Raw genomic sequence first — 23088 nt, forward strand, 5'->3', positions numbered from 1 at the left:
GGGCTAGCTCAGACAGCGCCAGTGTATAGAGCGTCAGCACCCAGTAGGCCCCACCGGTCAGGCCGACCAGAAGATACCCAGGACCGGCGCCAGGCCGCCGGAGCGCATGGCGCCGATTTCATGTGCCAGGGGTGCCCGTTGCGTCAGTGTTGCAGCAGCCCTCGAGCGGCCAGGTTGCGCATCATCGCGCCGAGGCCGAAGGTCCAGGGGTGGGCCTTGTCACTCGTGGTCACCTGGTTGTGCAACTGGCCCAGCAAGGGGCTGGCGATGCGCACCTGGTCGCCAGGCTTGTGGGTGAACCCCGCACCAGGCAGGTCGCGATCCTCGGTCGGGGCGAACAGGGTGCCGAGGAACAGTAGGAAACCGTCGGGGTACTGGTGGTTTTCATTGAGCGTCTGCCGGACCAGATCCTCTGGGTCGCGACTGATCTGATCCATCGAGCTGCTGCCGATCAGGCGGTAACCGTCGGTGCCTACGACTTCCAGGTCGATCACGCAGCGGCGCACCGCGTCCAGGTCGAAGGTCTCGTCAAACAGTCGAATGAACGGGCCGACCGCGCAGGAGGCGTTGTTGTCCTTGGCCTTGCTCAGCAGCAGCGCGCTGCGCCCCTCGAAGTCGCGCAGGTTGACGTCATTGCCCAGGGTCGCGCCGTGGATGCGACCGCGGCTGTCCACTGCAAGCACCACCTCAGGCTCGGGGTTGTTCCAGGCCGAATGCGGATGCACGCCGATGGCGCTGCCACTGCCGACCGCCGCCAACACCGGGGCCTTGGTGAACACCTCGGCATCCGGGCCGATGCCGACCTCCAGATACTGCGACCACATGCCCTGTTCGATCAGCAGTGCCTTGAGCGCCATGGCCTGTTGAGAACCAGGGCGCACTGCGCGCAGGTTGTCGCCGATCACCGAGCGCACCGTGGCGCGCACGGACTCCGCCTTGCTGGCATCGCCACCAGCCTGCTCCTCGATCACCCGCTCGATCATGCTGGCGGCGAAGGTCACGCCCGCTGCTTTGATCACCTGCAGGTCGACCGGCGCGAGCAGATAGGGCAGGTCGGCGTCGAACGCTTCGCCGCTGTTGCCCAGCAAGTCCTCTACGCTGCCCAGGAAGCGGCCTGGGGTGCTGCGCACTGCCTGCACGGGGTCTTGGCTTTCGAGTAGCTGGCTGAGGGTGGCGAAGCGCTCGGAGAGATCGAACACGCCATCGGCTCGCAGGGTGATCAGCGAAGGGCCCCCAGGTTCGCCGGGGGTCCAGGCGCGACCGATCAGGGTGCCGGTCAGGCCATCCTCGGGCAGGGTGTTGGCGGGCGTGAGGGTTATCGGCATGGCATCAAATCTCTTGGAACAGGAAAGCTGCACGCTAGGCAAGCCGCGCGATAAACTCCAATGGCATCTTTTCACTATTCGATAACATATGGTTATTGCAACAAAGGTGGATCACATGTCGGACCTGTCTTTCTCCCACGTCTGCAACTGGCTCAAGTTCCGCCACCTGTTGCTCATCGACACCCTTGGGCGCACCCACAACATGCACTTGGCGGCGCAGCAGATGAACCTTACCCAGCCGGCGATCAGCAAGATGCTCAAGGAAATCGAAAACCTGCTCGGTTTCGCCCTGTTCGACCGCCTGCCGCGCAGCATGCCGCCCACCGCATTGGGCGAGCAGGTATTGCGCTATGCCCAGGTCGCATTGAACGATGCGCGCAACTTCGTCGATCAGATCGACAGCCTGCGCCAGGGTGGGCACGGCCACTTGAAGGTGGGTGGCATTTTCGCGGCCACCGCCGTGGCGTTGCCGGATGCCATCGTCGAGATCAAGCAGCGCAAGCCATTGCTGTCGATCGAGGTGGTGGAGCAAACCAGCGATCACCTGATGGCCATGCTCGAAGACAAGATCCTGCACCTGGCTGTGGCCCGCTTTACCGACGTGTCCCAGCGCCAGCGCTTCGACTTCCAGCCGCTGGCGCCGGAGCCCTTCTGCTTCGTGGTCAACGACCAGCACCCTTTGAGCAATGTTGGGCCGGTGACCTTGCCACAATTGCTGGAGTGGCCGTGGATTCTCTACCCCAAGGGCACGCCCATCCGCGGACGCATGGAGCGGGCCTTCGCCGAGGCGGGCGTTGCCGTGCCGCGCAACACCATCGATACCATTTCCATGCAGACCTTCCTCAAGGTGCTACTGGGCGGGCCCATGATCGGCATGTTGCCCCAGGCGATGGTCGAGCCGCACCTGGCCAGTGGCGTGCTGGTCAATCTGGACACGCCACTGCACCTCACACCCCAGGACTACGGCATTCTCACCCGCAAGGGTGAGCCCTTGAGCGGCGCGGCCTTGGAATTTGCCGAGATCCTCCTGACGCATGCGCGTCGTGTTTCGGAGGATTGATAACGTTCCGTTATCGGATGATCCCTAAAAGCCATTGGGCAAGAATCGCAGAGCCGCCTAGATTAGCGCCCCATGTCTTTCGTAACGCCGAGGAATCACCCATGACGTCACACGCAGGCCAACAATTCATCGGTGGGGGCCGCCGCGCTACTGGCCAGGCGACCCTTTACAGCATCGATGCGCGCACCGGACAGGCACTGCCCGACGCCTTTCATCAAGCCACGGAACAGGAGGTGGACGCCGCTGCCCGTGCGGCAGCTGCAGCCTATCCGGTCTACCGGGCACTGTCCGCCGCGCGCCGGGCCGAGTTCCTCGATGCGATCGCCGACGCCCTGGATGGCTTGGGTGATGACTTCATCGAAACCGTATGCCGTGAAACGGCCTTGCCCCCCGCGCGTATCCAGGGCGAGAGGGTGCGGACCAGCGGCCAGCTGAGGCTGTTCGCCACCGTACTGCGACGAGGTGATTTCACCGGCGCTCGCATCGATCGTGCACAGCCCGAGCGTCAGCCAGTGCCTCGCCTGGACATCCGCCAATGCCGCATAGGCCTGGGGCCGGTCGCCGTCTTTGGCGCCAGCAACTTCCCCCTGGCATTCTCGACGGCCGGTGGCGATACCGCCGCAGCGTTGGCCGCCGGCTGCCCCGTGGTGTTCAAGGCACACAGCGGCCACATGGCCACGGCGCAGTGGGTCGCCGAGGCGATCGTCGGCGCTGCTGAACGCTGCGCCATGCCGGCGGGTGTATTCAACATGGTGTTTGGCGGCAGGGTCGGCGAGGCGTTGGTCAAGCACCCTGACATTCAGGCCGTCGGCTTCACCGGTTCGCTCAAGGGGGGGCGTGCCTTGTGCGATATGGCGGCGGCGCGACCTCGACCGATTCCGGTATTCGCCGAAATGAGCAGCATCAACCCGGTGCTGGTGCTGCCCCAGGCGCTGGCCGTTCGCGGCGAGGCCGTGGCACGTGAACTGACCGCTTCGGTGGTATTGGGATGTGGACAGTTCTGCACCAACCCAGGCTTGGTGCTGGGGGTACGCTCAGCGCAATTCAGCGCCTTCGTCGAGCACCTGTGCGCACAGATGGCCGAGCAGGCGCCGCAAACCATGCTCAACGCCGACACCCTGGCCAGCTACGCCCGGGGGGTAGCCACCCTCAAGGCGCGGGCCGGCATCCGCCTTCTTGCAGGGGCCGAGCAGCAGGGTAACCAGGCCTGGCCTCAGCTGTTCCAGGCCGATGCGCACTTGTTGCTGGAGGGGGAGCCGCTGCTGCAAGAAGAGATCTTCGGCCCGGCCACGGTGGTGGTTGAACTGGCTGACCAGGACCAGCTTGTTGCCGCGTTGCACGCGCTTGGCGGCCAACTGACCGCCACGCTGATTGGCGAACCCGGCGACCTGGCGCAGGCCGCGCCTTGGGTGGCGGTGCTCGAACAGAAGGTTGGCCGGGTGCTGGTCAACGGTTACCCGACTGGCGTCGAAGTCAGTGACGCGATGGTTCATGGTGGCCCGTATCCGGCCACCTCGGACAGCCGTGGCACCTCTGTCGGCACGCTGGCGATCGACCGCTTCCTGCGTCCGGTGTGCTACCAGAACTTCCCTGATGCACTGCTTCCCGAGGCACTGCGCGACGCCAACCCCCTGGGGCTGCTGAGATTGGTCGACGGCCAGCCCACCCGTGAACCGATTCGCTGAACACTGCTACCGATAGGCGCAATACCACCGGGTGCGGTCGTACCCGGTGCTCATTCGATAACAACAACAGGCATGCACGACATGCCAAGAGGCTTGGCCATGGCTCAACACAATGTCGCCCCCGCCCCCGATCAGGCGTTCGAAGATCGCACCTACCGCAAGGTCATCTTGCGTATCCTGCCAGTCCTGTTGCTGTGCTACATCGCAGCCTACCTGGACCGGGTCAACATCGGCTTTGCCAAACTGAGCATGCTCGATGACCTGCAGTTCAGCAACACCGTGTACGCCCTGGGCGCGAGCGTGTTCTTCTGGGGCTATTTCCTGTTCGAGGTACCGAGCAACCTGCTGTTGCATCGCTACGGCGCGCGCTTCTGGATCGCGCGGATCATGCTGAGTTGGGCGATCATTTCGATGGCCGTCGCGTTCACCCAGCCGTTGGCAGGGTTTTTCCACGTCGAGTCCAGCACCATGTTCTATGTGCTGCGCTTTCTGCTGGGTATTTGCGAGGCTGGTTTTTTCCCTGGAGTAATCCTGTACCTCAACTACTGGTTCCCGACTCATCGGCAAAGCCGAGTCATGTCGGGCTTTTTGATGGCGATGCCTGTCAGCCTCACCCTCGGCGGCATGCTGTCGGGTTGGCTGATGACCCGAATGGATGGTTGGCATGACCTGGCGGGGTGGCAATGGATGCTGCTGATCGAAGGCTTGCCCTCGGTGATCATGGCTGTGGTGGTGTTCACCTGCCTGTGCGACAACATCGACAAGGCTGGTTGGCTGTCGGATGCGCAAAAGCAATTGCTCAAGGCCAACCTGCAACAGGAGGAACACGGTAAGGTCTCGCGGTTGGGCGATGTGTTCTTCAACCCGCGAGTCTGGTTGCTGGTCTTGATCCTCCTGACGTTCAATACCGGTTTCTATGGCTTGGCCTTCTGGATGCCGTCGATCATCAAGAGCGCGGGCGTGACCAGCAGCCTGGAGATCGGCTTGTTGACCGCCATTCCTTACAGCGTGGCGGTCATTGCGATGTTCCTGAATGCGCGCCATTCCAACCGTACGGGCGAGCGCCGCTGGCATGCAGCGATACCTGCGTTCATCGGCGGCTGTGGTTTGATGCTCAGCGCCGCGTTCGCAGATAACGTCATGCTGTCGATTGTTTTCCTCACGGTTGCCGCTTCTGGTGTGCTGAGCCTGATGCCGATCTTCTGGACGCTGCCAGGCACCGTGTTGTCGGGAGTCGCGGCGGCGGCGGGCATTGGCATGATCAACGCGATTGGCAACTTGTCCGGCTTCACCGGCTCGATGATCACGGCAGTGGCGGAGAACCTCACTGGCAATATCAACAACGGCACCTACGTGCTGGGCTTGTGCCTATTCATCAGTGGCATGCTCATCCTGGCGATACCTGCTGCAATGCTGAAGCGGTCCGGCGTCGAGCGACGTACGCAAATGGAGCCGGAGATGGCATGAGCACCTTGCATACCAGGACGCCGAGGCCGGTGCTGTTGATGCTTACGCAATGGGGAAAGCGTTCGGCTAGGCGTCTTGCGTGATCTGCTGCAGCCATTCCCTTGGGCTCGTGCCTACCTTTCGGCGAAAGGTGCGGGCCAGCGCTGACGGACTTTCGTAGCCGACCTCATCGGCAATCAGGGCGATGGGGCGGCCTTCGCGCAGGCGCTTTTGCGTCAGGCTGATTCGCCAGTTCGCCAAGTAATCCGCGGGGGTGACACCGACGGTCTCGCGAAAGTGCGCAGCAAAGCTTGCGCGTGACATGCCTGAGCGATCCGCCAGCTGCGCCACGGACCAATTGCGCTGTGGCTCGTTGTGGATACTCACCAGCGCGCGGGACAGCTGAGCATTGGCCAACCCGGCCATCATCCCCGAGGCAATGCTGCGGCTGGCGATCAGATGGCGAAGTAGCTGGATCACCATCAGCTCGAACAGCCGATTGAGGATGACATCCCGTCCACATTCGTCGCCGAAGGCCTCTTCGAACAACCAGTCGAGGGTGCCATCGAGGCCCTGCAATTCGCGCAGTGGCTTGATGATGAAGTCCGGCAAAGCCAGGGTCAGCGGATTATTGGCACCGCCATCGAACTGCAAGGTAGCGCACACCAACTCTGCTTCATCTGCCTCGCTGGCCAGCAGCTGATGCGCCTGCGGCCGCACCGCCAGAATCAGGCTGGGTTCGGTCAGCTCGGTGAGCTGGCCGCGCGCGCAGCTGAAGGCCAGACGCCCTGAACGCAGCAGATGTGCGTGGCCGAGACTGTGTTGCCCATCAAAGCCGGTCGTTCCACAGAAACCACCCTGGTGGAAGGTGGACGCGTGCAGGTTGAAGTGCTTGAGCAGTGTCGATAATCGGTCCATGGCGCACTCGAATTTAGACGATCTGTTGCAAATATTCGACGATCTGAAGCCGAAAGGATAGTCCACCTCCCTAAGATTGGCTCCAGGCTTGATCGACAAGCTGGCTAATCAACCTACTGGAGAACTACCATGACGCGTATCGCTGCTCTCTCGCTGGACCACGCTCCTGCTGGCTCGCGCACAGCCCTCGAAGGCATTCAAAAAGGTCTCGGCTTCATTCCCAACGCCTTCAAGACCCTGGCTCACTCCCCGGCTGCGCTCACGGGCTACCTGGGCCTCGCCCAAGCCTTGGGCAAGAGCTCACTGAGCGCCGCCGAGCGTGAAGTCGTTGCCCTTGCCACCTCGCAAATCAATGGTTGCGACTACTGCCTGGCTGCACACGCCTTCTTTGGTGCCAAGGCTGGTCTGAGCGATGAGGCCATTGGCCAAGCCCGCAGCGGCACACTCAGCGCAGTTGCAGCGCTGGCTCACCAGATCACCGAGAGCCGAGGCCAATTGAGCGACGAGCAGATCGCTGCGGCACGCGAGGCCGGTCTTGACGATGGCAAGATCGTGGAGGTGGTGGCACAGGTCACGTTGTTGACCCTGACCAACTACCTGAACAACATCGCCACTACCGAGATCGACTTCCCGCCGTCGGCACACTAGGAGGTACGCTGGCAAAGCGCCCAGAAGTCGGGGGGAAACCCACTGCGCCTTACCAGGGGGACCGGATATCCTGGGGGGGAATCAGGCACAAGCGGTGGATGTCCACTGAGACATCCTGTCGCCTTGACGCTGGGCCCTGCAATTTGTTTGTGCTGGCATTTCAGATACAATCGGCGAAACGATTCAGCCATGTCGGTCAATACGACAAAAGGCTGGGTCGTTTTCTGGTTCTCTGGCTGCTGAACAATGATCAACAACAAGCCTGCGCTGAAGAACAAGCAATACCCGGGTTAGCCACAGACCCCCTTCGTTCTACTGACTGGAATTGATCAATGTTCAAGAAAGCTGGCAAGACCTTGCTGGGTCTGGCTGTCGCTGCAAGCTTCATGCAAGCGCACGCCGAAGAAACCAAGAAAGTCGATGTGCTGCTGGTCGGCGGCGGCATCATGAGCTCCACCCTGGCCGTGTGGCTGCACGAGCTGGAGCCAAGCTGGTCGATGGAAATGGTCGAGCGCCTGGACGGCGTCGCCGAAGAAAGCTCCAACGGCTGGAACAACGCCGGTACCGGCCACTCCGCGCTGGCCGAACTGAACTACACGCCGGAAGACAAAGACGGCAACGTCAACATCTCCAAGGCCATCGAAATCAACGAAGCCTTCCAGATCTCGCGTCAGTTCTGGGCCTGGCAGGTACGCCAGGGCGTGTTGAAGAACCCGCACTCGTTCATCAACACCACCCCGCACATGAGCTTCGTGTGGGGCGACGACAACATCAAGTTCCTGAAGAAGCGCTATGACGCGCTGCAGGCGAGCCCGCTGTTCCGCCCGATGCAGTATTCCGAGGACCACGCGCAGATCGCCAAGTGGGTCCCGCTGATGATGGAAGGCCGCGACCCGAACCAGAAGCTGGCCGTGACCTGGACCCCCATCGGTACCGACGTCAACTTCGGCGAGATCACCCGCCAGTTCGTCGGTCACCTCAAGACCCAGGACAAGTTCGACCTGAAACTGTCCACCGAAGTGCAGGACATCACCCGCAACGAAGACGGCTCGTGGCACGTCGAGTACAAGAACCTGAAGGACGGTACCGAGTCGGCTACCGATGCCAAGTTCCTGTTCATCGGCGCCGGTGGCGGCGCGCTGAAGCTGCTGCAGAAGTCGGGCATTCCTGAAGCCAAGGAGTACGCAGGCTTCCCAGTGGGTGGCTCGTTCCTGGTCACCGAGAACCCGACCGTGGCCATGCAGCACATGGCCAAGGCCTATGGCATCGCCTCGACCGGCGCGCCGCCCATGTCGGTTCCGCACCTGGACACCCGCGTACTGGACGGCAAGCGCGTGATCCTGTTCGGGCCATTCGCTACCTTCTCGACCAAGTTCCTGAAGAACGGCTCGTACCTGGACCTGCTGAGCAGCACCACCACCCACAACGTATGGCCGATGGCCAAGGTGGGTATCGACCAGTACCCGCTGGTGGAATACCTCGCCGGTCAGTTGATGCAGTCTGACGACGACCGCTTCGAAGCCCTGCGCACCTACTTCCCGAACGCCAAGAAAGAAGACTGGAAACTGTGGCAGGCTGGTCAGCGCGTGCAGATCATCAAGCGTGACGAAGCCCAAGGCGGCGTGCTGAAGCTGGGTACCGAAGTGGTTGCCTCGCAAGACCGCACCATCGCTGGCCTGCTGGGTGCCTCGCCAGGCGCCTCGACTGCAGCGCCGATCATGCTGCATGTGCTTGAAACCGTGTTCAAGGAGAAGGTCGCGACCCCTGAGTGGCAGGCCAAGATCAAGCAGATCATCCCGAGCTACGGCACCAAGTTGAACGATTCGGCGGCGGCTACTCAGAAAGAGTGGAACTACACCGCTGAAGTGCTGCAACTGGAGAAACCGCCGGTGATCGACCAGAGCGTCGGTACCAGCACCGGTGTGAGCCAGCCGCTGGAAAGTAAGCCCGAGAACGACATGGCGCTGTAAGCGGCAGCGTCGTGAACGAAAGCCACGGGGGGTGACCTCGTGGCTTTTTTTTTGGCTTGGGTAGGCAGTGATGGAGCCTGCAGACGCGAGTTCACCCGCGAAAGGGCCGGTGCGGGCACCGAGAAGCTCGTTCGTTCTCTACACCTGCCGCAGGATGCACCCCAGCAAGCCAGGGAAGCGCTCATCGAGCATTTCGCTACGCAGTGAATTCATGTGGGTGGTGCCGACGTTGCGCGTATGCACCAGCCCCGCATCCCTCAATACCCGGAAGTGATGGGACATGCTGGATTTTGGCCGACCGCCGTCCAGCTCGCCACAACTGGCCTCGGCCACGCCTGCCAGATGGCGCACGATCTCCATGCGCACAGGGTCGCTCAGGGCGTAGAGCACGCGCTCCAGGATGAGGTCTTCGGGGTTGGGATGTTTGTAGGCTCGCATGGTCGCCATGATAACGGGGGTTTCACAAATTGCCATAGTTCGAATATGATCGAACTATCGTAAATGTCGTTAACCCTTGGAGTCTGTCCATGTCCGCGCTGTTCGAACCCTATACCCTCAAGGATGTCACCCTGCGTAACCGCATCGCGATCCCGCCGATGTGCCAATACATGGCCGAGGACGGCATGATCAATGACTGGCACCATGTGCACTTGGCAGGTCTTGCCCGGGGTGGTGCTGGCCTGCTGGTGGTCGAGGCCACGGCAGTATCGCCAGAAGGGCGCATTACCCCCGGTTGCGCGGGCATCTGGAGCGATGCGCATGCCGAAGCTTTCGTCCCGGTGGTGAAGGCGATCAAGGCCGCAGGCTCGGTGCCGGGCATCCAGATCGCCCACGCCGGCCGCAAGGCCAGTGCCAACCGCCCCTGGGAGGGCGATGACCATATCGCTGCCGACGACGCCCGAGGCTGGGACACCATCGCCCCTTCGGCCATCGCCTTCGGTGCCCACTTGCCGAAAGTACCCCGTGCGATGACCCTGGAGGATATCGCACGGGTCAAGCAGGACTTCGTCGACGCCGCCCGCCGTGCCCGCGATGCCGGGTTTGAGTGGATCGAACTGCACTTCGCCCATGGCTACCTGGGCCAGAGCTTCTTCTCCGAGCATTCCAACCGGCGGACCGATGCCTATGGTGGAAGCTTCGAGAACCGCAGCCGCTTTCTGCTGGAAACCCTCGCCGCCGTGCGCGAAGTGTGGCCAGAGCACCTGCCGCTGACCGCGCGTTTTGGTGTGCTGGAATATGACGGTCGCGACGAGCAGACCCTTGAAGAGTCGATCGAGCTGGCGCGCCGTTTCAAGGCGGGTGGCCTGGACCTGCTGAGTGTCAGCGTCGGTTTCACCATTCCCGACACCCACATTCCGTGGGGGCCCGCCTTCATGGGGCCGATTGCCCAGCGTGTGCGCCGTGAGGCGGGTCTGCCGGTGACTTCGGCGTGGGGCTTCGGTACGCCACAGTTGGCGGAAGGGGCACTGAAGGCCGATCAGCTCGACCTGGTGTCGGTGGGCCGCGCCCATTTGGCGGACCCGCATTGGGCGTATTTCGCGGCCAAGGAACTGGGGGTCGATAAAGCCTCGTGGACCTTGCCAGCGCCATATGCACACTGGCTCGAGCGCTATCGCTGAGCGGCCCTTTCGCGACGCAAGGCCGCTTCCACAGGTGGACGCGGCCTTTGCAATGGGGATCAGAACCGGTCCAGCCGGTAAGCCTCCATCTGCGATCCCCTCTTACCCGCCACCATTTGCGCAATCCATTGCGCCGTCACCGCCGCTTGGGTCAGCCCCAGATGCTGATGCCCGAACGCCAATATCACCCGTCCTTCGCACACCTGGTCGATCACCGGCAACGAGTCCGGCAATGATGGCCTGAAGCCCATCCATGGCGTGGCCCCCTCGATGCTCAGGTCTCGCCGGAACAACCCTTTGCTCAAACGGTGCAACTGCCAGGCACGCTGCATGCTCGGCGGCGCGTCGAGCCCGGCGAATTCCACCGTGCCGGCCAGGCGCAGGCCCTCGGCCATGGGCGTCATGATGAACTTGCGTTCGAACGAGGTGACGGCGAACGGCAACCGCTGCTGCTCGTCAGGCAACATCAGGTGGTAGCCGCGCTCGGTGTCCAACGGCACCGGTTTGCCGGTCAGCGCGCTGGTGAGTTTCGCCGAATGGGCACCACAGGCGATCAGCACCTGGCGCGCCTTGAGCTGACGTTGGGCGGTGGCCAAGGTCACGCCATGCGCTTCCAGTGTGGCTCCCACGACTTCATGGCGAGCGAACTGCATGCCACAGGATCGTGCAGCGTCGAACAGCTCGGCGACCACGCGGTGAGGGTCCAGGAAATGCCCGGTACGGGGGAAGAACAAGCCGCCCTGGATCTGCGCATTGAGCTGCGGCGCCGCCGTCTGAACAGCAGAACCGGACCAGTATTCCACCGGCACGGCCTGCTCACGCATGCGCGCCTGCAGGGCATCGAGCGCCTGCCGCGTTTCCGGTCGCTCGAACACCAGCAACGAGCCATCTTCCTTGAAAAGGTCGTTGCGCCCGATCGACCCCAGCAACCGCTGCCATGCCCCCAGGCTGGCTTCGTTCAGCGCCCGGATGCCGGCCACACTGCGTTGGAACGGTGCCGGCCGCAGGTTGAGCAGCAGGCGGGTGAACCAGGGCAAGGCCTTTGGCAGGTACTTCCAGTCCAGCCGCAACGGGCCCATCGGGTCCAACAGCATGCGGGGCAGGCGCTTGAGTATCGACAGGTCGGCGATAGGGAACACCTGCTCGGTCGCCAGGTGTCCGGCATTGCCGTAGGAGGCGCCAAGGCCTGGTTGCTGACGGTCGATCAGCAGCACGCGGCGGCCTTGTCGGGCCAGTTGCAGGGCACAGGCGACTCCGACGATGCCGGCGCCAACCACGGCGATATCGGTTTCAAGGGTTTCGACCATGGCTAGCTTTCCCGTCTACCGTCGAGCAGGCGGCGCAACTGCAACGGATTGTCGTGCTTGAGTGCCGGCGGCAGCAGTACATCAGGCATGCCCTGGTAGCACACCGGGCGCAGGAAGCGCAGGATCGCCGCAGTACCGACCGAGGTGCTGCGTGCATCGGATGTGGCCGGGAACGGCCCGCCATGGACCATGGCATCGCACACGTCGACGCCGGTCGGCCAGCCGTTGACCAGAATGCGCCCGGCCTTGCGTTCAAGTGTCGGCAGCAGGGCACGTGCGCGGCCGATATCGGCATCGTCCAGGTGCAGCGTGGCGGTGAGTTGGCCCTCCAGGTGTTCGGCAACCTGGCGCATCTGCTCGTCGTTGTCGCAGGCCACCACCAACGAAGCCGCGCCGAACACTTCTGCCTGCAACGCCGGGTCGGCAAGCAATGCACTGGCCTGGGTGATGAACAGCTGCGCCTGGCACTGGTTCGGGCCAGTGTGCGGCTTGCCGCTGGCCGCATGCTGGGCATTGGCGTTCGCGGCCAGGGCGCCGACGCCGGCTTCATAGGCGGCGAAGATGCCAGGGGCGAGCATGGTCTGTGCGTCCGCCTGCCGGAGCTGCTCGCTGGCTGCCTGGATGAAGCGTTGCAGGGCCTGCCCCTGGCGAGCGATCACTAGGCCGGGGTTAGTGCAGAACTGGCCCGCGCCTTGGATCAACGAGGCGACGAAGCCTTGGGCCAGTGCCTCGCCACGGGCTTGCAGCGCGGCTTCGAACAGGAACACCGGGTTGATCGAGCTCATTTCCGCATAGACGGGGATAGGTTCCGAGCGCGCCTGGGCAGCCTGGCACAAAGCGATGCCACCGCTGCGCGAGCCGGTGAAGCCGACAGCCTTGATACGCGGGTCGCTGACCAGGGCGATGCCGACTTCACGGCCTGCCCCGTACAACAGCGAAAACACGCCCTCGGGCAAGCCGCAGTGTTTCACGGCGCGGGCCACGGCATGGCCGACCAGCTCGCTGGTACCAGGATGGGCGCTGTGGGCCTTGACCACGACTGGGCAACCAGCGGCCAGTGCCGAGGCGGTGTCGCCACCGGCAACCGAGAAGGCCAGCGGGAAGTTGCTGGCGCCGAACACCGCCACCGGGCCCAGGGCGACCTGGCGCTGGCGCAGGTCGGGGCGTGGCAATGGCTGGCGCTCGGGCAGGGCGTTGTCGACACGCACGTCCAGCCATTCACCTGATCGTATGACCCGGGCAAAGGTGCGCAGTTGGGTGCAGGTTCGACTGCGTTCGCCCTGGATGCGCGCCTTGGGCAAGCCCGTCTCGGCGACGGCGCGGTCGATCAGGGCATCGCCCAATGCTTCGATCTGCTCGGCGATGGTTTCGAGAAAGCGGGCGCGTTGTTCCAGCGAGGTTTCGCGATAATCGTCGAACGCTGCCCAGGCCAGTGCACAGGCTTGAGCCACGTGCTCGCCTGTGCCGCCGGCATACGCCGGTTCCAGAGCCTGGTTGGTGGCAGGGTCGATGGCGCGAAGCGCTTCGCGGCTGCCGGTCACGGCGTTTTGACCGATCAGCAGGTTACCTGTCAGGTGCATGGGGCTTCCTTCGAAATCTGAATCAGAGCTTGGGGCGCGATGCGCCGCGAAAGGGCTGCGCAGCAGCCCCCCTAGAGTCACGCAATGTTCTGTTCGGCCGACCAGTTGGCGTACCACTGGCGGAACAGCGCGTATTGTTGTTCGGCATAGTTGCGCTGGGCCTCGGTGAGTACGTCGGTTTCGTTGAAGTGCAGGGTGTATTCGCTGTCGCCGTTGAGCACCATCAGGTGCTTGTAGTACAGCACCAGGTCGCACCCTTCATCGAACGACGACAGTACCGCCAGCGCCGACTCCAGCTCACGGGCCAAGCGACGGGCCTTGGCGTCGCCCTTGGCGGCCTGCTTGCTCAGGCTCACCAAGTGCAGCACTTCGCGGGGCAAGGCATTGCCAATGCCGGTGATGGCGCCCGTGGCGTTGCAGTTGACGAAGCCATGTACCACTTGGGTGTCGACACCGACCATCAGGGTCACGTCGTCGTCCTTGGAGGTGATGTGTTCGGCAGCGTAGCGCAGGTCGGCGCCGCCGCCGAACTCCTTGAAGCCGATCAGGTTCGGGTACTCGCGGCGCAGTTCGAAGAACAGGTCGGCACGGGTGGCGAAGCCGTAGTAGGGGCTGTTGTAGATGACCGCTGGCAGTTTCGGCGCAGCCTGCAAAATGGCGGCGAAATGGTGCTTCTGGGCGATCAGCGAGGCGCCACGGGACAGCACCCGTGGAATCACCATCAGGCCGGCGGCACCGACCTTGGCGGCATGGGCGGCGTGCGACACCGCTTCACGGGTATTCACCGCACCCGTGCCGACGATGGTCGGGATGCCGGCCGCCACCAGGCGCGCAACGCCTTCCTGGCGCTCGGCCTCGGTCAGCAGCGGCCAGTCACCCATCGAGCCGCAGTACACCACAGCGCTCATACCGGCTTCGATCAGCTCGCGGCCCTTGCGCACCAGCGCATCGAAATCCGGTTTGCGGGCGGCGGTGCAGGGGGTCATCAGGGCAGGCATGCAGCCGGTGAAGATGTTGTCGGTCATGGTAGTCACTCCTAGCGGTAATCAGGTGTCGAGGGTTGAAGCCGGGGCGGTTCAGATGCCCCAGGCGAAAGGGTCTTGTTCGTCGATCAGCAGGGTGGCGTCGGCGGTCATGTGGGCGCGACCGGTGATGAACGGACGGATGCGCTCGCCCTCACGCTCGAAGCGGCCCTGGAACTGGCTGCCGGTGATGCTCGCCTGGGTCCAGGTCTGGCCTTCGGCGAGCTTGCCGTCGGCGGCCAGGCAGGCCAGTTTGGCGCTGGTGCCGGTGCCGCAAGGGGAGCGGTCGTAGGCTTTGCCGGGGCACATCACGAAGTTGCGGCTGTCGGCATTGGCGTCGTCGGCGAACAACTCCACATGGTCGATGGGCGCACCGTCTTCACCGGTGATACCGCGCGCTTCCAGGGCCTTGAGCAGGGTCCAGGTGTAGTTGGTCAGGGCCTCGACGTTATCCAGCTCGATGTGTTGGCCGTGCTCGGACACCAGGAAGAACCAGTTGCCGCCCCAGGCGATGTCGCCGTGCACTACGCCGTAACCGGGCACTTCGACTGCGACCTGCCGGCGATAGCGGTAAGCGGGTACGTTGCCGACGGTCACGGCGCCGTCCTCGTGCAACGTGGCGCTGACCTGGCCGACCGGGGTGTCGATCTTGTGCACGCCGGGTTCGATCAGCCCCAGGTGCTGCAGCGAGGCGACCAGGCCGATGGTGCCGTGGCCGCACATGTTCAGGTAGCCGGCGTTGTTGAAGAAGATCACCCCGCAGGTGGCGTCAGCCGATACCGGTTCGCAGTACAGCGCGCCGACCAGCACATCGTTGCCGCGTGGTTCCAGCAGGCAGGCGCGGCGCCAATGGTCATGCAGCTCGCGCAGTTCGTCGCGTTGCTCGGCCATGCTGCGGCCACTCAGCGAGGGGAAGCCATTGATCACCAGGCGAGTCGGTTCGCCGCCGGTATGGGAGTCGATGACATGGATGCGTTTCATGGTCGTGTCCATTGAAGAAGGGCCAGGGTTCAAGAGGCGACCGCGACAGGGCGGTGGCCAGGGTGCGGTTCGGCGCTGGCTTCGCTTTCGTCGTCACCGTCCAGGCGCACCAGGTGGGCCGGCACGCCGGTCGTGGCGCCCCAGTGGTAGATGCCCAGCGCGCAGGCGGCGACGACCAGGGTGTCCATCGGGTGCCCGATGACACCCAGTCCGCCGAAGCTGCCGAGCCAGGACAGCAGGATGGTCACGGCGTAGAAGCCGATCAGCCAGGCGGACGAGCGCACCTGTTGGCCAAGCGAGAGATGCTGGGTGGGCACGAAGCGGCCGCACAGCAGGTACAACACGAACATCACGATCTGCAGGGCCAGCAACCACGACACGGTTTTCCAACCCGACCAGTAGACGATCAGCGCGGCGATGATGAACGACAGAGGGCCGAGCACACCCATGCCCTTGACCCGGAAAGGACGGTGCATGTCCGGGGCGTTGCGGCGCAGGGCGGCGACCGAGACCGGAGCTACGGCATAGCTCAGAACCAGAGCGGCCGAGACGACGTTGATCAGCGCTTCCCAGGATGGGAACGGCAGGGTCCAGAATACCGACAGGCCGAAGGTAAGCCACAGCGCAGGACGTGGGATGCCGGACTGTTCGTCGATGCGGGTGAAGACCTTGAAGAAGGTGCCAGTCTGCGCCCAGCCATAGACCACGCGTGGAGTGGCGTTCATGTAGATGTTGCCGCAGCCGCTGGGCGAGATCACCGCGTCGGCCACCACCAGGTAGGCCAGCCAGCCCACACCCAGCGCCAGGGCGATATCACGGTAGGGCAGGGCCAGTTCCTTGGTCACGCCGGCCCAGCCATTGGCCAGCATCTCGGTCGGAATGCTGCCGAGGAACGCCAGTTGCAGCAGCACGTAGATCGCAGTGGACAGCAGCACCGACAGGATCAATGCGATGGGAATGGTGCGCTGGGGGTTCTTCACTTCGCTCGCGACCGAGATGATCGGCGTCAGGCCCAGGTAGGCGAAGATGATGCCACCGGCGGACACTGCCATTTCCACGCCCGACAGTCCGAACGGGGCGAAGCCCTGGACCTCGAAGTTGGCTGGCTTGAAGAAGGTGAACAGCACGCCGATCACCAGCAACGGCACGATGAACTTGAACACGCTGACCAGATTGTTGGCCTTGGCGAAGGTCTTAACGCTGCGGTAGTTGAGCAGGAAGAACACGCAGAGCAGGCCGAACTGCACCAACCAACCGAGGAGCGTCGGGTCGCTCGAGCCGGTCTTGGTCAGTTCGGGAAACCATGCTGCCGCGTATTGACGCGAGGCGACCACCTCGATGGCGACGAGACTGGAAAATGCGATCAGGGTGATGAACCCCATGAGGTAGCCGAGCAACGGGCCGTGGGAGTAAACCGGGTAGCGCACAACGCCTCCGGCGCGGGGCAGGGCGGCACCCAGTTCGCAGTAGACGATGCCCAGCAGCAAGACGGCGAACCCGCCGAGGAACCAGGAGAAAATACCGGCAGGACCGGCGATGGCCGATACGTGGCTGGCGGCGAACAGCCAGCCTGAACCGAAGATGGCGCCAAGGCCGATGAAGGTGAGGTCGAGCAATGACAGCTGTTTCTTGAATTTGCCTGACATGGGTTCGCCTTTTTGTTGGTTATTGGATAGGCAGGTCTGATGTCACGATGTGCGGCTTTTCTGGCCGTGCTCTTGTAGGTGTGGTGCGGCTTGCGTGGGGCATAGAGTGGACTGGGGGAGGGGATGGGTTCTTGATGGTTTTCTGCAGGGTGGGTGACGAAATCGGCACAATTGCGAAAAGCGCTGGCGATTCGTTCGTGCGCTTGGATAGGCTGTAGGCATCGTGGCGTGTTGGCTGTAGCGCAACCGCATCGCGAGCAAGGCTCGCTCCTACAAGGCAATGTGCGCCTGTCACAGTCACAACAGGCCCGCAACGAGGGTAGGAGCGAGCCTTGCTCGCGATGCACCGCACAGGCGGTGCCGATTCCATGCGTGGCACAAGGCAATCTGCTGCGCCTGTCACAGGCCCAACAGGCCCGCAACGAGGGTAGGAGCGAGCCTTGCTCGCGATGCACCGCACAGGCGGTGCCGATTCCATGCGTGGCACAAGGCAATCTGCTGCGCCTGTCACAGGCCCAACAGGCCCGCAACGAGGGTAGGAGCGAGCCTTGCTCGCGATGCACCGCACAGGCGGTGCCGATTCCATGCGTGGCACAAGGCAATCTGCTGCGCCTGTCACAGGCCCAACAGGCCCGCAACGAGCGTAGGAGCGAGCCTTGCTCGCGATGCACCGCACAAGCGGTACCGATTCCATGCGTGGCACAGGGCAATCTGCTGCGCCTGTCACAGGCCCAACAGGCCCGCAACGAGCGTAGGAGCGAGCCTTGCTCGCGATGCACCGCACAAGCGGTACCGATTCCATGCGTGGCACAGGGCAATCTGCTGCGCCTGTCACAGGCCCAACAGGCCCGTAACGAGCGTAGGAGCGAGCCTTGCTCGCGATGCACCGCACAGGCGGTACCGATTCCATGCGTGGCACAGGGCAATCTGCTGCGCCTGTCACAGGCCCAACAGGCCCGCAACGAGGGTAGGAGCGAGCCTTGCTCGCGATGCACCGCACAGGCGGTGCCGATTCCATGCGTGGCACAAGGCAATCTGCTGCGCCTGTCACAGGCCCAACAGGCCCGTAACGAGCGTAGGAGCGAGCCTTGCTCGCGATGCAGCGCACAGGCGGTATCGATTCCATGCGTGGCACAGGGCAATCTGCTGCGCCTGTCACAGGCCCAACAGGCCCGCAACGAGCGTAGGAGCGAGCCTCACTCGCGATGCAGCGCACAAGCAGTACCGATTCCATGCGTGGCACAGGGCAATCTGCTGCGCCTGTCACAGGCCCAACAGGCCCGTAACGAGCGTAGGAGCGAGCCTCGCTCGCGATGCACCGCACAAGCGGTGCCGATTCTGAGTGCCGCGAAAGCGCCGTCACAATCAACCGAGAATCCCGATGCCCCACCACGCCCTGTACCAAGCCCTGGAAGCACAGAACCCCGCCACCCTCGAGGTGTTGCTGGCAAGCGTCACCCTGTTGCTCCCGATGCTCGACGTCATCCCAAACGCCGCCATCTTCATCAAGGACACCCAGGCCCGCTATGTCCTGGCCAACCGCACCCTGGTCCAGCGCTGTGGCCTCAAGCAATTGCAGCCATTACTGGGCAAGACCAGCGCCGAAGTGTTCCCTGCACAGCTGGGCCCGGGCTACACCGAACAGGACCGTCGCGTGCTGGAGCATGGCCTGGTGCTGGAAGACCAACTGGAACTGCATCTGTACGGTAGCCGCGAGCCTGGATGGTGCCTGACCCACAAGCGCCCGTTGTACGACCCGCAGGGGCGCATCATCGGCCTGGTCGGCATCTCGGTAGACTTGCAGTCAGCCGCCGATACCCACCCTGCCTACCAGCGTCTGGCCGCCGTGGACGAGCACATTCGTCTGCACTTTCACCAGCCCATCAGCATGGGCCAGTTGACCCGAATTGCTGGAATCTCCGTGGCGCAGCTGGAGCGCTACTGCAAGCGGGTGTTCCACCTCACGCCGCGGCAGATGATCCACAAGGCGCGCCTGGAGCACGCCCATCGCCTGCTGCACAGCGACTTGCCGATCACCGAGGTGGCTTTGCAATGCGGTTACACCGACCACAGCGCGTTCAGCCGGCAGTTCAAGCAACTGACCGGCTTCACACCCAGGCAATACCGCCAGGCGACGGCAACTCAGGAAGGTTGAAACAGGGCGCGAGCTTCGTCGAAACATTGCTCGGCAATCGCCGAGCGTGGCTCGCTACGACGTAGCAGCAGGCCCACCGGGCTGTGGATGCTGGCGTCAACTACCGGGATGATGCGCATGTGTGCGCTCAGCGCTTCCAGCCCGCAGTCCAGCGGCATGACTGCGCAGCACACGCCGGCGGTGATCGCCTGGACCAGCTGGAAGCTGGAGTCGCTTTCCAGCACCGCCAGCGGCTCCAGGCCGCGGCTGCGGAAACTCAGGTCTAGCGACTGGCGGTAGTGCATGCCCTTGCTCAGCAGGCCCAGCGGAATGTCGGCCAGTTCGTCCCAGTGCAGTCGTGGGGCGTCGAACTGGAAAAAGCGCGTGTCATGCAACAGGCCCATGGTGGTGATGCCCAGTTCGATCACGTCGAAGAAGCTGGTGTTGACCTGGTCCAGGTAGCAGATGCCCAGGTCGAGCTGGTTGCGGCTCAGCCCGTCGATGATCTGCTCGGAGCTGAGCGAGCTCAGCTGAAAGTGCAGCTCAGGGTACTTGGCGCGCAGCGGCATCAGCAGGTGCATGGGGTTGAAGCTGGCCAGCGGTACGGTGCCCAGGCGCAGGCTGCCGACCACCTGGCCACGGCAACTGGCGGCCTCGGCCTGCAGACCGTCGTGGGCGGCGAGCAAGGTGCGCGCCCAGGCCAGGATGCGCTCGCCGGCTTCGGTGAATCCCTCGAAGCGCTGGCCACGCTTGACCAGCACCAGGTCCAGTTCGTCCTCCAGGTTGCGCAAGCGCATCGACAACGTGGGCTGGGTGATATGGCACAGCGCCGCGGCTTGGCCGAAATGGCGGGTCTGGTCGAGGGCGATGAGGAATTTCAGTTGCTTGATGTCCATGGTGCGGCCTGGTGTGCTGGGTAAGTGGACCTTAACCAAGTCTTGGCTGGCTGGCCATTGTTTGATGGTGTCCGGCCGTGTTGCTGGCAAGCCGGTGCCTGTAGCATGGGCCGATAGAGCCGATCGATGAACCCGTTCGCCATATCGATTGGACGCCTGGCGGCCAGGCCTCTAGCGTGGCGGCAATGCCATTCGAGGAGCACACCCTGTGAGCGTCAAACCCGATGCAGTGTTCGTACCGCTGAACATCGCTGTACTCACCGTCAGCGATACCCGAACCTACGACAACGACACCTCCGGCGAGCTGTTGGCCAGCCGCGCGGTGCAGATGGGCCATCGCCTGGTGGCGAGGTCGCTGCTCAAGGACGACCTGTATAAGATCCGCGCCCAGGTCGCCACCTGGATAGCCGACGACAACGTGCAGGTGGTGCTGGTCACTGGCGGCACTGGTTTCACCGGGCGCGACAGCACGCCTGAAGCGGTGCAGTGCCTGCTGGACAAGCGCATCGATGGCTTCGGTGAGTTGTTCCGTGCCCTGTCGATCCTCGATATCGGCACCTCGACGGTGCAGAGCCGGGCAATGGCCGGGCTGGCCAACGGTACCTTGGTCTGTTGCCTGCCAGGTTCGACCGGTGCCTGCCGCACGGCCTGGGAGGGGATCCTGGCCGAGCAGCTCGACGCCCGCCACCGGCCGTGCAATTTCGTACCGCACCTCAAGCCGATTGCGGTGTGCGAGAGCCGCGGTTGATGTCGGCCCCCAGTCGTCGGTAAACCGCGGCGATTGGGGCATCAGCTCAACACATGATCGACCGGTTGCAACGCCTCGGGCAATGGCTCGACCCCAAGCCCCGCCAGCACATCCCGTTCGATGGTGCGCACCATGGCATCGGTGGGCAAGTCGTTCTCATCGCGCCCGAACGGGTCTTCCAACTCATTGCCGATCGCATCCAGGCCAAAGAAGGTGTAACCCACGATGGTGGTGAACAGCGGCGCCAGCCAGCCCAGCGGCTCGGCCAGGGCAAACGGTAGCAACAGGCAGAAAATGTAGATGGTGCGGTGCAGCAACAGGGTGTAGGGGAACGGCAACGGCGTGCCCTTGATCCGCTCACAGGTAGCCTGCACCTGCGAAAGTCCCGTCAATCGCTGCTCCAGCAAGGTGTAGCGCCACTCGCTGATGTGGTTCTGTTCGGCCAGCCGTGAGCACTGCGCGCCGACCTGGCGCAGGATGCCGTCGCAAACGTTGTGCGGGCTGATACCGTGCGTGTCGGCCAGCCAGGGACGTGCCGCGGCAAGGTCGTCTTCGTTGCGCAGCCTGGCATTGAGTGCATGGGCGAAGCCACACAGGCTGCGCAGCAACTGGCTGCGCAACTGCTCGTCGGTGATCGCCACGCTCTCGCGCACGAACGAACGGGTCTCGATGATCAGCATGCCCCAGGCCTTGCGGCCCTCCCACCAACGGTCGTAGCAGGCGTTGTTGCGAAAGCTCATGAAGATCGACAACGACAGGCCCAGCAGGGTGAACGGGGTCGCGCTGACCGGGTAGAAGAACGCCGGGAAGTGCCGCTCGACCAACACGATCAGTGCCGCCAGCAAGGTAACCGTGAGGCAACGCAAGGCAATGCGTTTGATGATCGACCCTTTGAGGGTGAACAACACGCGCAGCACATCAGGGCGGGAGTGGACGATCATGGAAGTCCAGAGGCGGGCACTCAGCCGCCGGTCATGTTCATGAAACGCAGGATCTGCACATCGCCGCCGACTTCGAAATGATGGCGGTATGGCTTGAGGTGCAGTGAGTCGCGGATGGCTTTTTCCAGGCGTTCGGGATTGCCCGGATGGGCACGAAGCACGTGCTTGAGGTCCACCGAGTGCTCATTGCCCAGGCACAGCAGCAGGCGACCTTCGACGGTCAGGCGCACGCGGTTGCAGGTGGCGCAGAAGTTGTGGCTGTGCGGCGAGATGAAGCCGACCCGACTGTCCGGCGCCTCGGCCAGGCGCCAGTAACGTGCCGGGCCTTGGGACGATTCGGTGGACTCTACCAGGGTGAAATGCTCGGCCAGGCGCTCACGCACCTCGTCGCTGGAGCAGAACGACTCGCCCCGCTCATGTTCGCTGATAACGCCCAAGGGCATTTCTTCAATGAAGGTGATGTCCAGGTCACGGTCGATGGCAAAGCGCACCAGGTCGACCAGTTCATCGTCGTTGCGCCCTTTGAGCACCACGCAATTGAGTTTGGTCCGGTGAAAACCGGCGCGGCGGGCGGCGTCGATACCCGCGATCACCTGGCTGAGGTCGCCTGTGCGGGTCAGCTGCTTGAAGCGCTCGGCATTCAGACTGTCGAGGCTGATGTTCAGGCGTGAGACGCCGGCGTCGAACAACGGTTGGGCCATTCGCCCCAGTTGCGAGCCATTGCTGGTCAGGCATAGTTCACGCAGGCCGGGCAGGGCGGCGATGCGCTGGCACAGCTCGACGATACCCTGGCGTACCAGAGGCTCGCCGCCGGTTAGGCGGATCTTTCGGGTACCCAGGGCGACGAAGCGTTCGGCGACCTGGAACAGCTCTTCGAGGCTAAGGATCTGTTGGCGCGGCAGGAACTGCATGTCCTCGGCCATGCAATAGACACAGCGGAAGTCGCAGCGGTCAGTAACCGACATCCGTAAGTAGTCGATTTTCCGGTTGAAGCCGTCGATCAGGGGCCGGCTGTTCTGTTCCACGTTCGCGCTCGAATGAGGTAGGGGCGGCGGACGCCGCGTGTCAGGTTCAAGCTATAACCTGGCGCCACCCCCGTCAAATTGCTTTCTCCGACTAATTGATAAATACCCTCTATCGTGGCTGCACGTCCCGTGTGGCA

The 23088-nt window shown here is 63.4% G+C and carries 19 protein-coding genes; 8 read left to right on the forward strand and 11 right to left on the reverse strand.

Going from position 1 to position 23088, the window contains the following annotated elements; genetic code table 11:
* Positions 1–143: 143 nt before the first annotated feature.
* Positions 144–1325, reverse strand: coding sequence for a fumarylacetoacetate hydrolase family protein (locus tag C4Q26_RS18580; RefSeq protein ID WP_027907414.1), 1182 nt, complete (start codon positions 1323–1325; stop codon positions 144–146).
* Positions 1326–1440: 115 nt separating this feature from the next.
* On the opposite strand from C4Q26_RS18580, the gene C4Q26_RS18585 reads away from it, so the two are divergent.
* The 3 genes from C4Q26_RS18585 (at position 1441) to C4Q26_RS18595 (ending at position 5537) form a co-directional block, all read left to right on the forward strand.
* The gene (locus tag C4Q26_RS18585; protein WP_027907415.1) at positions 1441–2385 is read left to right on the forward strand and encodes a LysR family transcriptional regulator; all 945 of its coding nucleotides are present in this window, start codon (positions 1441–1443) and stop codon (positions 2383–2385) included.
* Positions 2386–2486: 101 nt separating this feature from the next.
* Complete coding sequence (locus tag C4Q26_RS18590; RefSeq protein ID WP_104883382.1) at positions 2487–4070, forward strand: aldehyde dehydrogenase (NADP(+)); 1584 nt, start codon at positions 2487–2489, stop codon at positions 4068–4070.
* An 81-nt stretch (positions 4071–4151) separates the two neighbouring features.
* Positions 4152–5537, forward strand: a complete 1386-nt coding sequence (locus tag C4Q26_RS18595; RefSeq protein ID WP_049818778.1) for an MFS transporter — start codon at positions 4152–4154, stop codon at positions 5535–5537.
* Positions 5538–5603: 66 nt separating this feature from the next.
* Here the strand turns inward: C4Q26_RS18595 and C4Q26_RS18600 are convergent, their stop codons facing one another.
* Positions 5604–6434 carry an AraC family transcriptional regulator gene (locus C4Q26_RS18600; RefSeq protein ID WP_104883383.1) on the reverse strand — a complete coding sequence of 277 codons (831 nt, stop codon included), beginning with the start codon at positions 6432–6434 and terminating at the stop codon, positions 5604–5606.
* 129 nt (positions 6435–6563) lie between these two features.
* Between C4Q26_RS18600 and C4Q26_RS18605 the strand changes: the two genes are divergently transcribed.
* On the forward strand, positions 6564–7082 hold the full coding sequence (locus tag C4Q26_RS18605; RefSeq protein WP_027907418.1) for a carboxymuconolactone decarboxylase family protein: 519 nt from the start codon (positions 6564–6566) through the stop codon (positions 7080–7082).
* A 332-nt stretch (positions 7083–7414) separates the two neighbouring features.
* Positions 7415–9052, forward strand: coding sequence for a malate dehydrogenase (quinone) (gene mqo, locus C4Q26_RS18610; protein ID WP_023381787.1), 1638 nt, complete (start codon positions 7415–7417; stop codon positions 9050–9052).
* A 138-nt stretch (positions 9053–9190) separates the two neighbouring features.
* Here the strand turns inward: mqo and C4Q26_RS18615 are convergent, their stop codons facing one another.
* Complete coding sequence (locus C4Q26_RS18615) at positions 9191–9526, reverse strand: helix-turn-helix transcriptional regulator (RefSeq protein ID WP_023381786.1); 336 nt, start codon at positions 9524–9526, stop codon at positions 9191–9193.
* A gap of 53 nt (positions 9527–9579) precedes the next feature.
* On the opposite strand from C4Q26_RS18615, the gene xenA reads away from it, so the two are divergent.
* Positions 9580–10671, forward strand: a complete 1092-nt coding sequence (xenA, locus tag C4Q26_RS18620; RefSeq protein WP_023381785.1) for a xenobiotic reductase XenA — start codon at positions 9580–9582, stop codon at positions 10669–10671.
* 59 nt (positions 10672–10730) lie between these two features.
* On the opposite strand, the gene C4Q26_RS18625 is transcribed toward xenA, so the two are convergent.
* From C4Q26_RS18625 to C4Q26_RS18645, 5 genes are all read right to left on the reverse strand, one after another.
* A complete protein-coding gene (locus C4Q26_RS18625) occupies positions 10731–11978 on the reverse strand; it encodes an FAD-dependent oxidoreductase (protein WP_104883384.1) in 1248 nt (415 codons plus the stop codon).
* 2 nt (positions 11979–11980) lie between these two features.
* Positions 11981–13558, reverse strand: coding sequence for an aldehyde dehydrogenase (NADP(+)) (locus tag C4Q26_RS18630; protein ID WP_104883385.1), 1578 nt, complete (start codon positions 13556–13558; stop codon positions 11981–11983).
* Positions 13559–13635: 77 nt separating this feature from the next.
* Positions 13636–14583 carry a dihydrodipicolinate synthase family protein gene (locus C4Q26_RS18635; protein WP_104883386.1) on the reverse strand — a complete coding sequence of 316 codons (948 nt, stop codon included), beginning with the start codon at positions 14581–14583 and terminating at the stop codon, positions 13636–13638.
* A gap of 51 nt (positions 14584–14634) precedes the next feature.
* Complete coding sequence (locus C4Q26_RS18640; protein WP_104883387.1) at positions 14635–15561, reverse strand: 4-hydroxyproline epimerase; 927 nt, start codon at positions 15559–15561, stop codon at positions 14635–14637.
* Positions 15562–15590: 29 nt separating this feature from the next.
* Positions 15591–17207: an APC family permease gene (locus C4Q26_RS18645; RefSeq protein ID WP_023381780.1), complete on the reverse strand. Its 1617-nt coding sequence runs from the start codon at positions 17205–17207 to the stop codon at positions 15591–15593.
* Between the two features lie 1381 nt (positions 17208–18588).
* Here C4Q26_RS18645 and C4Q26_RS18650 point away from each other — a divergent pair.
* Positions 18589–19362, forward strand: coding sequence for an AraC family transcriptional regulator (locus C4Q26_RS18650; RefSeq protein ID WP_023381779.1), 774 nt, complete (start codon positions 18589–18591; stop codon positions 19360–19362).
* On the opposite strand, the gene C4Q26_RS18655 is transcribed toward C4Q26_RS18650, so the two are convergent.
* Positions 19350–20237, reverse strand: coding sequence for a LysR family transcriptional regulator (locus C4Q26_RS18655; protein ID WP_104883388.1), 888 nt, complete (start codon positions 20235–20237; stop codon positions 19350–19352). The genes C4Q26_RS18650 and C4Q26_RS18655 overlap by 13 nt on opposite strands.
* A gap of 208 nt (positions 20238–20445) precedes the next feature.
* Between C4Q26_RS18655 and moaB the strand changes: the two genes are divergently transcribed.
* Positions 20446–20985, forward strand: coding sequence for a molybdenum cofactor biosynthesis protein B (moaB, locus tag C4Q26_RS18660; protein WP_023381777.1), 540 nt, complete (start codon positions 20446–20448; stop codon positions 20983–20985).
* Between the two features lie 41 nt (positions 20986–21026).
* On the opposite strand, the gene C4Q26_RS18665 is transcribed toward moaB, so the two are convergent.
* Positions 21027–21926: a bestrophin family protein gene (locus tag C4Q26_RS18665; protein ID WP_104883389.1), complete on the reverse strand. Its 900-nt coding sequence runs from the start codon at positions 21924–21926 to the stop codon at positions 21027–21029.
* 20 nt (positions 21927–21946) lie between these two features.
* Positions 21947–22951, reverse strand: coding sequence for a GTP 3',8-cyclase MoaA (moaA, locus tag C4Q26_RS18670; RefSeq protein ID WP_027907422.1), 1005 nt, complete (start codon positions 22949–22951; stop codon positions 21947–21949).
* Positions 22952–23088 lie beyond the last annotated feature (137 nt).

Origin of the sequence: Pseudomonas sp. SWI44 (assembly GCF_002947915.1) — a bacterium.
Taxonomy (GTDB): Bacteria; Pseudomonadota; Gammaproteobacteria; order Pseudomonadales; family Pseudomonadaceae; genus Aquipseudomonas; species Aquipseudomonas taiwanensis.